The sequence below is a fragment of the Alistipes sp. CAG:29 genome, assembly GCF_000435435.1.
Classification (GTDB): domain Bacteria; phylum Bacteroidota; class Bacteroidia; order Bacteroidales; family Rikenellaceae; genus Alistipes; species Alistipes onderdonkii.
In genome coordinates this window covers 1-11,917 of record NZ_FR893445.1, presented here as the reverse complement: position 1 = coordinate 11,917, position 11,917 = coordinate 1, and the positions used below count along the sequence as shown (strand labels likewise).

At 45.5% G+C, this 11,917-nt stretch carries 11 protein-coding genes; 3 read left to right on the top strand and 8 right to left on the bottom strand.

The window, feature by feature from the left end:
- The first annotated feature begins 400 nt into the window (after positions 1–400).
- Positions 401–766, top strand: a complete 366-nt coding sequence (locus QVP03_RS04865; RefSeq protein WP_022332445.1) for a DMT family protein — start codon at positions 401–403, stop codon at positions 764–766.
- A 270-nt stretch (positions 767–1,036) separates the two neighbouring features.
- Here the strand turns inward: QVP03_RS04865 and QVP03_RS04860 are convergent, their stop codons facing one another.
- Positions 1,037–2,194, bottom strand: coding sequence for an HNH endonuclease (locus tag QVP03_RS04860; protein WP_022332444.1), 1,158 nt, complete (start codon positions 2,192–2,194; stop codon positions 1,037–1,039).
- 35 nt (positions 2,195–2,229) lie between these two features.
- On the bottom strand, positions 2,230–5,220 hold the full coding sequence (locus QVP03_RS04855) for a DEAD/DEAH box helicase (RefSeq protein WP_022332443.1): 2,991 nt from the start codon (positions 5,218–5,220) through the stop codon (positions 2,230–2,232).
- A gap of 411 nt (positions 5,221–5,631) precedes the next feature.
- Here QVP03_RS04855 and QVP03_RS04850 point away from each other — a divergent pair, with 411 nt between their 5' ends.
- Positions 5,632–5,856 carry a hypothetical protein gene (locus QVP03_RS04850; RefSeq protein WP_256166090.1) on the top strand — a complete coding sequence of 75 codons (225 nt, stop codon included), beginning with the start codon at positions 5,632–5,634 and terminating at the stop codon, positions 5,854–5,856.
- Between the two features lie 17 nt (positions 5,857–5,873).
- Complete coding sequence (locus QVP03_RS04845) at positions 5,874–6,518, top strand: hypothetical protein (protein ID WP_022332441.1); 645 nt, start codon at positions 5,874–5,876, stop codon at positions 6,516–6,518.
- Between the two features lie 43 nt (positions 6,519–6,561).
- Here the strand turns inward: QVP03_RS04845 and mobV are convergent, their stop codons facing one another.
- The 6 genes from mobV to QVP03_RS04815 all read right to left on the bottom strand — a co-directional run.
- Positions 6,562–7,998, bottom strand: coding sequence for a MobV family relaxase (mobV, locus tag QVP03_RS04840; RefSeq protein WP_022332440.1), 1,437 nt, complete (start codon positions 7,996–7,998; stop codon positions 6,562–6,564).
- A gap of 251 nt (positions 7,999–8,249) precedes the next feature.
- Positions 8,250–9,134, bottom strand: coding sequence for a toprim domain-containing protein (locus QVP03_RS04835; protein WP_022332439.1), 885 nt, complete (start codon positions 9,132–9,134; stop codon positions 8,250–8,252).
- A 115-nt stretch (positions 9,135–9,249) separates the two neighbouring features.
- Complete coding sequence (locus QVP03_RS04830) at positions 9,250–10,296, bottom strand: AAA family ATPase (RefSeq protein WP_022332438.1); 1,047 nt, start codon at positions 10,294–10,296, stop codon at positions 9,250–9,252.
- Positions 10,297–10,298: 2 nt separating this feature from the next.
- Complete coding sequence (locus QVP03_RS04825; protein ID WP_026318657.1) at positions 10,299–10,586, bottom strand: helix-turn-helix domain-containing protein; 288 nt, start codon at positions 10,584–10,586, stop codon at positions 10,299–10,301.
- Between the two features lie 129 nt (positions 10,587–10,715).
- Positions 10,716–11,612 (bottom strand): hypothetical protein, encoded by an 897-nt coding sequence (locus QVP03_RS04820; RefSeq protein WP_022332437.1) that lies wholly within the window; start codon positions 11,610–11,612, stop codon positions 10,716–10,718.
- An 86-nt stretch (positions 11,613–11,698) separates the two neighbouring features.
- Positions 11,699–11,917 (bottom strand): tyrosine-type recombinase/integrase (locus tag QVP03_RS04815; protein WP_288210646.1); only part of this gene is annotated, 219 nt, incomplete at its 5' end.

Sequence of the window (11,917 nt, the reverse complement as noted above, 5' to 3'; positions counted from 1 at the left end):
GCTCGACCGCGCAGCGCTGGCGCAGACCGATGCGGACAGGGTCATCGACGATTTCCGCGACATCACCGACCTCGACGCTTTGCTGAAATAACCCGGGCACAGAAGCCGGACAGGCCGTCCGCAATTTCCGCGGCTCCTCCGCCCCGGCGCCCGGCAGTCGTCATCGACGGGTTCCGCGCCACCCCAGCCCGGCAACGATCGGGCCGCGGCGGATCGGCAGCATCGCCGATCGCAAGGCATACGGACGCTACCTGCCGCAGGCCTTACCCAAACGCACCGTACACCCGATACCCTACCGCCATCCCGATAAAAAAACGTCGCGGATGGCTTTTTTTTGCGGGGCGCGCATATCATACGGAAAAAATTGATACTTTTGCGCGGTTTTAATCCCCTACGGCCTATGTTCAAAGGAATCGCCACCGTCGCCCTGCTCATCATATCGAACGCCTTCATGACGCTCGCCTGGTACGGCCACATCGCATTCAAATCCAAGCTCGAACGCTTCGGCATGCTGGCTATCGTACTGCTCAGCTGGGGCATCGCCCTGTTCGAATACTGCTTCCAGGTTCCGGCCAACCGCATCGGGTCGTCGCAGTTCGGCGGGCCGTTCTCGATCTGGGAGCTGAAAGTCATCCAGGAAGTGGTCTCGCTCTCGGTCTTCACGCTGTTCGCGCTGGTTTTCATGAAGTCGGACTCCCTGCGCTGGAACCACCTCGCAGGTTTCCTCTGCCTGATACTGGCGGTCTACTTCATCTTCCGGAAATAGCCGCGCCCGCAGCCGGGCGTGCGGCAAAACCCGACAGGCGATACCTGCCGACAAAATCCATACGTATCCTCCCGGCCCGAGTTTCCCGGTTACGCCTGCTCTTCCCGCCGGTCATGGCGGTAAATCTGATACGAGTTCACGAAGTTCTGCCAGAAATTATTTACTCACACTTGTATTTATCTGTATATTAACAAGTAAAGCGATACACACTTTGCGACGGGTAACAAAATAGCAACAAAAATATGGATAAAATTGGTCGTCCGAAATATTCTAATTCTCGTCAATCTTTTTCTTCTTCTTGCCAATACACTCGTCGAATATCTCCTCCAAATACTCTTTGGGCATAAAGCCGGTTTCTACCCTTTTATGTACGAATAAATTATCTTCGTACACAACCTCTCCGAGCTGATAGTTCAATTCATCCTCGCTGAACTCGTCTTTACTGAGGTTTGTTATGGGGACAGCAATCGAGTCTCCGTCATCTTGATCTCGCCACACGTATGCGGATTTAGTCATTATAAATAGAGAATTTCGATCTTCCGAGAATCCATACTTGGCAACCACATACTCCCGATCTCCATTGTTATTACGCCAAAATACAGCGTTTTCGGTCAGATTGGCTGCATAAGCAGTTAAAGGATCACCGTTGTATTCCTGCGGGGTACATGGGTATTCATTGGGCTTATCATTATAAAAATAGATTTCTTGGGCTGCTCCGGGTGTTAACGATAGCATAATATTCCGCTTTCTATGTTCCTGCTCAACGGGACGTTCATTTGCAAGAGTTTGAATTTGCCCCCAACCATTTAGAGAATCGGATTGCAGCTTATCTATTTCGTCTGCACTCGACAACCGACCGTCATTTTGTGAAATCGGTTGCCGACCATATACCCATTCGCCCAAAGCACCTCCGGATGCTTGCTTGTCGCTTTCGGCCCATGCCAATAATCGCTCTTTGCTGACTTGAGCTTCGGCATCCGTAACGGTTCTCATCCAACTGAAATCGGGGGTAACATCGTTTTCTCGCAACAGAGACGGATTGGCCAAAAACGCTTCGATACTACCGCACCGCATTATGATACGTTTCCGGGTAATCGGGTTTTCGAGTGCGTTCTCCAGTCGAGTAACCCATCGAAGATTATTCGGGCGATTATTGCGGCGATTCGTGTCTATATGATCGACGACATATTCTTTCGTCGGTTTCGTGCCATGAAAGGCCGTAGCAACGATAATATGAACACGAACGGACGCAATCTCCATGTATCCATGTTTATCATTGGCCTTACCGAAAGTCCAAAAGTTATCATATTTACGAGGTCGCTTGCCATCACGAGGATGCCGGAAAATAGCTCCATTATCCCGAACGGAGTATTTTTCGTCTTTATAGATACACTCGACCTCTTGTTTAAAATCATTAACATCAATCATATAAGCTGACCAAATAATTTCAATACTCGAAAATTTTATGCACTTGCGATAACCCCCAACTCAATCATTCTTGTTTCCCATAAAAACACTTCGGTAAGACTAAGTAATTTTAATTGTTCTATTGAAGCCGCGGCTTTCGATAATCCGGGCTGAACTATATTAACTATATATTCAACTTCATACAAACTTTTTACTTTCTCTCTAATTATTGAAAGTTGTTCTTGTGTTCCTAATTCATATCTGTTTTTAGGTCCTGAAGCTCCTCGTTTTAACATTCGTCCGAGAATATGCTCTGGTTTGGTATGAAGCCAGCTTACACATTTTTGTGCTTGCCCATTAACAGCATATAAATCGTTGATTCGAGCCCCGGGACGATCTTCTTGAGAAAATTTCAAATGGAACAATTCCACTTTGACTTTTTTATTAACATCATCAACTTTGATCGCGATAACATCCGCTATTTCCCCTGCATTGTCATCATCGAATATTATGTCGAAATTTTGTTCTTTAAGTTTCTTTATCACACAATATTGAATACTCGTATTATCTTTCTCATTACCTTGTGATTCATTTTTAATATTTACACCTACCCAATCCCAAACTTGAATTTTTTCTCGATCAAATAATACATCCTCATTTCTATATTCGGCCATATATTGGCCTTGTAAAGTAGTTCCATCAACAAACCGGACAGTAGGGAAATAGCGGTCTTTACATAGGAATTCAGATAATGATAAGGTACTACGCCCTATGTTAATGCAAAGAGGTGTTGAAACATTATCTATTGATACATTTCCATCTATAACTTTATAGGTATAATGGGATTCAAAGGCATCGCTTCTAACGATAAAATTTAAAGCTCCATTTGCCTGATTTTCTGAAAGTAAAATATCTATACAAATCAAAGGTTTCATATTTTTTTCATTTGTTCCTATATAGATATTTTTTTCAAATTCACCGATTATATTTTCTGGCCATTCAATAGAAATTGCACGTTTGTTCGGTATGGCATCGACAGAGACATATTTCGTTGCATGTTGCATAACCATTTCATCATTGATAGATGAATTTAAAATTTTCGCACCGATTGAATCACACCATTTCGTAAATTCATTTATATTGTTTATTCTTCGAGACCACACTCGTCCTCTATATGAACATCCAACCGATGTTTCCTCGCCATTTTCATAGCCAGTAACAAAGATGTTCGACTTTATTTTATTTTTCTGTTGAGCTTCAGTTAATGCCTTTTCAATATCTGAACCTGCATACATTGTAAAACTTCGGAGGGTATTTAATGCGTCTTTTAAGCCTACATTGGTTACTTTTATACGATTAATATACCCCAGACATCTAAATATACTCGTTGCATCCACTATATTTGCTGTTTCGTCTGTAACCGCTTTGGCTAAATCTTCGAAAAGAGAACCATTATCCGAGCAATTAATAAATAATAACTTTTGTCGGACATTACGATATATGATATAGAGAGTCCAGTGCATTTCGAATAAGTCTTCAATTTTTCCGAAAGCAACCTTATCTTTTTTACCTGCAACTATTACAATTGTGTTTCCCTGCTGATTGGTGTCGTAATAAATTTTTTCATATTGCTCTATAGCTGTTAGCCCTTTGGCATATCTTTCAGGATGCCATTCTTGTTCATTAATCTTATAGATGACAGCACTCAAAGCGGGTAAAAGGTTTTGGATTGGTAATTCTTCCGGAAACTTCTCAAATCCTTGTATAAATTCTCGCAATGAAATTTGATTATCAATTCTTCCTTCGCTTAAATAAGGTAATAACCGATTCCAATCAGCATCGGATGCATATAGGTGCTCGATTTCTTTTTGTGCATCAATATCTGCTATATTCACAATTATTGAGGCACATCCTAAAGAATCATCCATACTTGTTCTTGTAAATCGTCCAATTAATTGCAAAGTTGTGGGCAAACTTTTTTTGATATCATGGAAAGCTGCAATTTTCAGTTTCGGCATATCGAAGCCTTCCCCAAACATATCAACGCATACAATGATCTTACATTCTCCAGTTATTATTTTTTCCTTTATCTCCGATATAGACCTTGTAGATAATTTTGAGTGTATAGACAATGGATTATATTCCGGGAACGAATCAGCATAGATTTTTTGAATAATCTCGGCTCTTGCAATACTATTCACTCTTGCCATGAGGACATGGTCATATCCATTTTCGATATCCAATCTTAATTGTTCGATAGCTTTGTTTGCTATTATTTGATCGGATTGCTTGGAATTCCACTCAATAATCGGAATATAATTTATTGGCTTGAAATATCCTTCATCTTGCGCTTTTCGTAAAGGATAATTGAATATTATTTTACCTCCTATAGGTTTGTCGTCATTTCGAAATGGCGTTGCAGTAAACTGGAGAACCTTGGTGTTTTTAAAAGAATTTTTTACAACCGACCATGATCTTGCTGGGGTGTGATGTGCTTCATCCACAAACAAATGAGAACATTGGTTTGCGATTGCCACTTGTATAGGTTTAGATAAACTACCAATGATGCTAATTGTCGTAACCACAACATTGCACTGCTCCATAAAAGCAATGGCTTCTTCTGCAGAACATGGACGATGTGACATTACTCCAACAATTGGTTTCAAGACGGTTTCTTTGATTAAGCCGAATTGAGGGTCGCCAAGCAGTCCCAACGATGCCACTTTATTGGATATTTGTGTACGTAATGCATCCGTAGGAACGACAATCATTGTCTTGTAACAAGACGCAGCTATTAACAACGATAACATAACCTCAGTTTTACCTGTTCCAGTAGGCATCACAACGGTCGCTGGATCTGCCGAGATCTCCCAATGTGATAGTGTTGCATAGATAGCACCGATTTGAGGCGACCGCAATCCTTTACTGTTTCTGGTTATATCTTCTTTTTTTAAGAATATTCCATCTTTCCACGTCTCCAAAATCTGACTGGTCGTTCTTTCTCCAACCAATTGATTGCAATCTAATATTCTACCTATGCCTGCCATATCCAAATGTTTTATCGAATGATCTACTTAATATTTTATGCAAACACCAAAGTACTGGTATCAAAATTAATGATTTTGAATCAAGTATCCATAAAAAAACGACACAAACTCACATATTTCTCAAAATTCAAGAATATTTAGCTACATTTGTAATCGGATAGAGGTCGCTCGTTCCAGACATATTGAAAAAGAAGCGTTATGCTCATCTTGTAACTTGAAAACGTAGGAAATTTTCAGTTAGATGCAAGGGTGGCATAGTGGTTCTCACGCGTTAGCGTGGGCTGCTATCACTACATCTGCATCTACGGGTTTCCTACGACCTTCAAGTTAAGACGTGGCATTGCAGTTCCACGCTTCGTGTTATTAATATATCCTTGTGGAAGCTGAAGGATGACTAATACAAAAATTGTTATGAAAAGATTAATTCTTTTATTTTCAGTCATTACTATCTTCTCCTCTTGCAGCGTAATAAAGAAAACTCATATTCGAGATTATAGTGAACGAATTGAATTAATAAAAACAAATTTCCCTGAAATATACGAACTGTATCGTCGTGGTGAGGTTGTCATTAATGACGTATATACTTATGAAAAAGACGGACATGAGAAAGTTCACATCAATTATTATTACAGATAACATAAATAAAGCAAACTATGACAATGAAACAGATTTACTTTGTCTTAATTATTTCCCCTCTTTTGTTTAGTTGTACACAAACAAAGGAAGAAAAGGCCGCAGAGATTGCCAAATCGGAAATGATTAAAATTCTCTATAATGTGGATAGCTATGAGCCTATCGAAACACAGGTAGATAGTGCATACACCTCTGTTTATACGGATTTTGATGTAGTCAGAGCCGCTCACGATTTGATCGAATTAAATGCAGACGAGAAAAAAGAAGGACTCCAATGGCAATACAAGCATGCCAAATCATCGGCAGCCATTTGGAGTGATTCAAGAGATGCCTATTCCAGAGAACAATATCGCCAAGCGAAAGAAGAAATGGATGATTACGCCAACCAGCTCAAAGAATTAGACGAAGAGGTCAAGACTAAAATAAACGAAATCCGAGATTCTGCAAAAGCGGTGATTGAGCATCAGTTCTGCGGATGGAACATATACCATAGATTCCGGTGCGCAAACGGTCTTGGCGTCCAACAGATCAGCGATATATTGATAATCGTAGATGAAAACTTGGAAATGGTTAAAGGACGGTTTATGTTGGACGATAATGACGATTACAGTTTGGACAAGCTAAAAAAGACCATAGATAAAGCAATCGGCAAAGATCGGAAATAACGATTAAGTTCCGATAACTGAGTTTATCGGGACTTGATATAATTTATAGTTTAAAACCTTTGGAACGCCTTGTTTGCTGCTCATGTCGGACGAAGTGTTGCAGCTTATCGAATCGTCCTTTGAACCAGTCGGCAATAGGGATTCGGTCTATCTTAAGTTGTAGTTTTTGATTGTCTGTAGAATCAGGCGTAATCTGCGCTACAACCCGTTCCGCTGCAAATTTTCGTCTGTGCTCACCAGAATAAAGTTCCCCGCTGTATTCGAGTTGCTTGCCGCCGATAAGAATTTCAATCTTTTCCTCACTGAATCCAACCTTGCGGCATAAGTCATCCATACGCAACATTTCGCGGAAATGAGGAAACCATGTCAACGCTTTGCAGACAATCGTTTGCAGGACGGACAATTCTTTTTCATGTTGTTTTTCCTTGTTTGTCAATTCTGTCGCATGCCGTGCCTGCATAGTCGTCAATTCTCGACTGTGATCGCTCTGCATGGTCGTTATCTTCTTTTGCAGGGATTCGATGCTCTCGTCCCGTGCGGCTACCTCGTGTTGCAGTCGGTCGATTTCTTGCTCCTGCCGCTTGACTTTCGACGTGCCTATCATTGCTCCGATACCGTCGATGATGGTCGTGCCGACCTCGGCGGCAGAGTTCTTCAGTCGCTCGGTTTTCAGTTCTCCTTTCACCGCTTTTAACTCGGCTTCGGTTTTGGTCAGTACATCGCGGGTTACCTGCTCTTGTTTGGAAGCACGTTCAATGGTTTCCCGTTTCTCCGCCTCGATACGGAGCAATTCACCGATATTGTCCTGCAACCCCTGTTGTTGGGCGATGGCGTTGCGGTAGAACTCTTGGGTGGTGACATGCCGGGCTTCCGAACCGTCGATACCGCGTTGCAATCCGTATTTCGCCATTGCTTTGGCATAGCTATCCTGATACCCCTTGAGCTTGACGCGTGTCATCAGGTCGTCGACGCACAGGCGAGGTCGCGCAGTTGATTTCTTGCGGTATTTTCGTTTGCCCGGCTCGTCGGTTTTCTTTTCACGGACTTTGCGCCGCTCACCCGTCACAATCGGCACGACGGATGCATGAATATGCGGGGTCGATTCGTCCAGATGCAATACGGCTGACACGACATTATCTTCGCCGTAGGTTTTTCGGAGCCAATCGAGATTATCGGCGCACCACTCCTTGATCCGTCCTTCGGCGGCAATCCGTTTCATATCGTCGTGCGATCCGGTCAGCATGATGCGGATGGCGCGGACTTGGTTCGTTCCGATCTTGCGGGTCAAACCCGCATGGTCGAGGCGGTAGTTGATCGCTTCCGTGCGGTCGGCCACGCCCTCCGGAAATTCGACCAGTTCTTCGTTCCGGTAGGTAAGCGACGGTATGGCATTCGAAGGCATCTGCGTCCGCTCGATATGCGCGGTCATCCTTACTTCATTGCCCGGTGCTTTATCCAAATGCAATACAGCATATCCCATATTCTGCGGTAGTTTTAACGGTTGATAATTGTGGTCGTCGGATCTTCGACCGCACACGCGGTCGGCGGCCGGAACGGTCGCAAGGGGTTTCCAAAGGGGAGTCCCCTTTGGCCTATTGGGGCTTTTTCAGCAGCACGAAGTGATGCGGCTCGGAAAAAGCCCTAATAGGTTATGGCTTTTTCGTGAGGAAAAGCCGCAGGCGCGGAGCGGCCGATCTGTGGGTGACTGTGCCGGCGACAATCCGGGCGACGTTATAACTTGCGACCGCGCGACCGTTTGTGTTCTTTCACGGGCCAGCGACTTCGCAGGTAATCGTTCAGATCGTTATGCGGACGATAGTGAACGGATTGGTCGGACAGATTCCGGCAAACCGGTTTCAGTCCGGCGGTCGCCTTACGCCCAGCATCGTCGTTGTCGAGGTAGGCATAGACCTGCTCGTGCGAGGCGATGAATGGCGCGGCTTTCGAGAGGTTCGTCACGGAGTTCAGCACGACAATATTGTGCGGAGGATTCGGGGCGCGTTTGAGCGTCAGGTACGACAAGAAGTCTACAAAACCCTCGAATACGAGGCATGTCGGATAACCGCCGTTTCGGGTCGACGGAGCCTTCGACGTACAGCCCTTGAAATAGCGGTTGCGCAGTTCCCATCCTCCAGTATCGTTGCGGAATCCGACGGCGAAATAGGGCTTATCCGCCACACGATAATGCAACTCCGAGCAATGCAACCGCACCGTATCGAGGTCGATACCTCGCCCCATGAGATAAGAGAGCAACGCTGGAATTTCCAGCGGCAGCACGTCTTCGACAATAATCGAGGGTATACGTTCCGGTAATGCCGGACAATCCCCTTGAAAAGAGAAAGTAGTTGCGCCACCGATCTGTTGCTCCAACAGCCGCATGGCCGTCCCTACATCGCACCGTTCCATGCGCATCACGAGGTCGATCAGTGTCCCGCCCTCGCCTGCACCATAGTCGATCCACAGATTTTTGTCATAATCCACTTTCATACTCGGATTGCGATCCTCCCGCAACGGAGAGTGATACAACCCGTAATAACCTCTGTCTTTTGCCGGATGGATGCCCCGTCCGGCAAGGTATTTCCTTATCGGAAACTTATTGATTGTTTTTGCGTCCATAATCTTTTTCTTTTCACTCGATTTAATCAGTACGGTTCGGGGTTTAACCCGCCGTACCGGTTTAGAATGGTTTAATAATATATACCCCCGTCCCGGACTAAACCGCCCGAAAGGGTCAATAGTGGAAATCGGGATTATAGCGGTAGAATTTCTCCTCTTTGAGGATCATCCGCTTGTTCTCCAGAAAGACTTTCAGTTGCTTCGCCTTGTTGATACCGAACGAATGGCCGATGGCGGCATAGCTGTTTTGGAGCTTCCCAATAAGCGATGAATAAGAAACCCGGTCAGCTTCGGAAAACAGAAGTTGCAACGCCTCGCGGTGCTTGGCCTCGCTTACTTCGGCATAATCGAAACTCTTGGTTGCTGTCGCCGGTCGGGGTTGGTAGTCCTCGACCAATTCCGGCAACGCATCGGCGTTGATCCGAAAAGCGAACGGCTCAAAGTCCCGATCCCGGATGTGCATGGCCGTGACGGAACTTGTATCCCGGTCGAAATCGTCTTTGGTGATTTGCAGCACGGTTTCGGCTTTGTTGTTCAACTCCGTTCCCAGATGCCCGCGCGTATTGTCGTCGCTCTTATTCAGGTGCAGGACGGTATGGATATGGATTTTACGCTCGTCCGTCCATTGCATCAGCTTCGTAATAAGGTCGGTCGATTCGCCGGGGCTGTTGATGTCGTGCACCAGATCGCGGATGCCGTCGATCACGACCAGTCCGAGGTCGTCGATTTCATAGATAGCCTCCTCGATCTTCTTCAGCCGATCTTTGGTTGCATAACCACGCAGGCACAAGAACTCCAACAGCGGCGGATGCGTATCGGCGGGCAATCCCGCCAGCCGCAGAATCCGGCACAACACCCGTTTGCAATGGAAGCGGCTCTGCTCCGTATCGACGTAGAGGATGCGCCGCTTCTCCGGCGGCAAAGAGGCCGAATAGTTCAACACCGTGCTGCCCGTCATAGCTGCCGCCACGATCGCGCAAACGTTGAACGTCTTTTTGCTCTTCGCCTTTCCGGTCGATGCGCTGAAATTACCCAGCGTCCCCACAATCGAATCGCCCACGCGCAGGATCACGGGCGGAGCCTCGAATACGTCCGTCACAAGCAACCGGGCATCGCGCCATGAACCGGTCGGTTCCGCCAGAACTTTGTGCTGCGCTTCCATCGTTACTTCCTCGCAGGACGTGCGAGAACATATTTCTGCGCTTCCGCCTCCGTCTGCGCCTGTGTCCTTATGGGATTCTGACGCAACCATGCCTCCAATTCCGTTTTCTCGAAATAGAGCATCTTCCCCTGCGGCTTATAGTGAGGGATCAGGTTGCCCGATGTCAGTTTATACAGGTAGCTTTTAGAAAGATTCAGAAAACGGCTCGCCTCCTCGAAGCTGAGTACGTTTTTGGAATGTAAAACCAGATTTTCGAGTTCCGCAACCCGCATTTCAATACTTTTCTCCATATATTCAGAAGATTAAAATTAAACAAATGGAGTGTCGACCCTCCGTGTGCTTGTAACAGTTACGGGGGCAAATGTAGGGCTGCGAAACTTGATAGCGGATTAACCTATCTTTGAGGGATCAACCTATTCTCAAAGTTTTTTCACTTGCTTGAGATACCTTTCGATGGTTGCGTATTTTCCCTCTGCACCTATATCGCGGATATAGTTGGTTGCAGTTGATAAATCACTTTGATTGATGTATTTATCACGGCTTCGGTCTTTGGAGAGAAAGAGTTTGTAGTTGGCGATCACGGATTGCCAGTTCGGGGTTATCAAACCCCGGTCGCTCAATCCGGCAAAAAAGAAAGCGACAAGGCGGTTGTTATTCGACCGCACGATTGCATGGGGCTTGCCCGCAAAGATCGCTGTCAGGTCATCGGGCGTCAGCGGCACGTTGAACATCTTAACATCGTTGATGCCCTCGACCAGAAACGCGATCTGCTCGTCGTTCAAAGTCGAATCGAACGGATTATCCGTTTCCGCGATAGGCAGTACGGCTTTCGTGGTCATCACAACCTCTTTCGGCTCCTTTTGCGCGGCTACTTTCGATTTCCGGTCTTGCAGGTAAGCGGCATAACGCTCCAAAACGACGGCTTTCACAACCGCAGAGAAATAGGGCAACTCTGCATCGTAAACCGTATTAGCCTGCTCATAGCGGGAGTAGTCGAATGACACGACCGAAAACGCAAGGTATTTTTTCTTTTCACCGGAGTTCAACTCCTCGAAGAGAGTGCTGTTCCAGAGGAACGCAGGATCGGAGTAGAAATTCCGGATGTTGGACAGTACGGAATAACGCAGATACAACTGCGCCAGCTCGTCGGCAGTACGGATGTATTCCAGCTTTTCCAACTCCCGCATCTGCTCGCAGTCGAGGTAGGCGGATTTCGCCGTTATACGATCCGTCAGCACCCGAAAAGCATGATTGATACAGCGATTGAAAAGTTCCTGCAACCCATCGAATTTCGTTTTAAGTTCCAAGCCGTCCATAGTCTTTATGATTTAATCCGTCTATAAAGATACAAAAACGGATGAAAAAACGTGCGAATCCATATCCGCACGTTACATATACAAGTTTAATCTGTCAGATTTGGAATCAGCCCGATCGCCTCCTCTTTCTTCTTATCGACGATTTTGGCGTAAATTTGAGTGGTCGCAATATTCTTATGCCCAAGCAATTTACTGACCGTATATAAATCTGCGCCTAAAGTCAGCATCATCGTCGCATGAGTGTGCCGCGCGACATAAGTAATATTTAGAAATGCCATTAGTGTCCCGTTAAAATTGGGACGAAG

What these genes read in the sequence shown, in the direction of transcription:
- QVP03_RS04865 (WP_022332445.1), top strand. Translation starts at nt 401, where the DNA reads ATGTTCAAAGGAATCGCCACCGTCGCCCTGCTCATCATATCGAACGCC.
- QVP03_RS04860 (WP_022332444.1), bottom strand. Translation starts at nt 2,194, where the DNA reads ATGATTGATGTTAATGATTTTAAACAAGAGGTCGAGTGTATCTATAAA.
- QVP03_RS04855 (WP_022332443.1), bottom strand. Translation starts at nt 5,220, where the DNA reads ATGGCAGGCATAGGTAGAATATTAGATTGCAATCAATTGGTTGGAGAA.
- QVP03_RS04850 (WP_256166090.1), top strand. Translation starts at nt 5,632, where the DNA reads ATGAAAAGATTAATTCTTTTATTTTCAGTCATTACTATCTTCTCCTCT.
- QVP03_RS04845 (WP_022332441.1), top strand. Translation starts at nt 5,874, where the DNA reads ATGACAATGAAACAGATTTACTTTGTCTTAATTATTTCCCCTCTTTTG.
- mobV (WP_022332440.1), bottom strand. Translation starts at nt 7,998, where the DNA reads ATGGGATATGCTGTATTGCATTTGGATAAAGCACCGGGCAATGAAGTA.
- QVP03_RS04835 (WP_022332439.1), bottom strand. Translation starts at nt 9,134, where the DNA reads ATGGACGCAAAAACAATCAATAAGTTTCCGATAAGGAAATACCTTGCC.
- QVP03_RS04830 (WP_022332438.1), bottom strand. Translation starts at nt 10,296, where the DNA reads ATGGAAGCGCAGCACAAAGTTCTGGCGGAACCGACCGGTTCATGGCGC.
- QVP03_RS04825 (WP_026318657.1), bottom strand. Translation starts at nt 10,586, where the DNA reads ATGGAGAAAAGTATTGAAATGCGGGTTGCGGAACTCGAAAATCTGGTT.
- QVP03_RS04820 (WP_022332437.1), bottom strand. Translation starts at nt 11,612, where the DNA reads ATGGACGGCTTGGAACTTAAAACGAAATTCGATGGGTTGCAGGAACTT.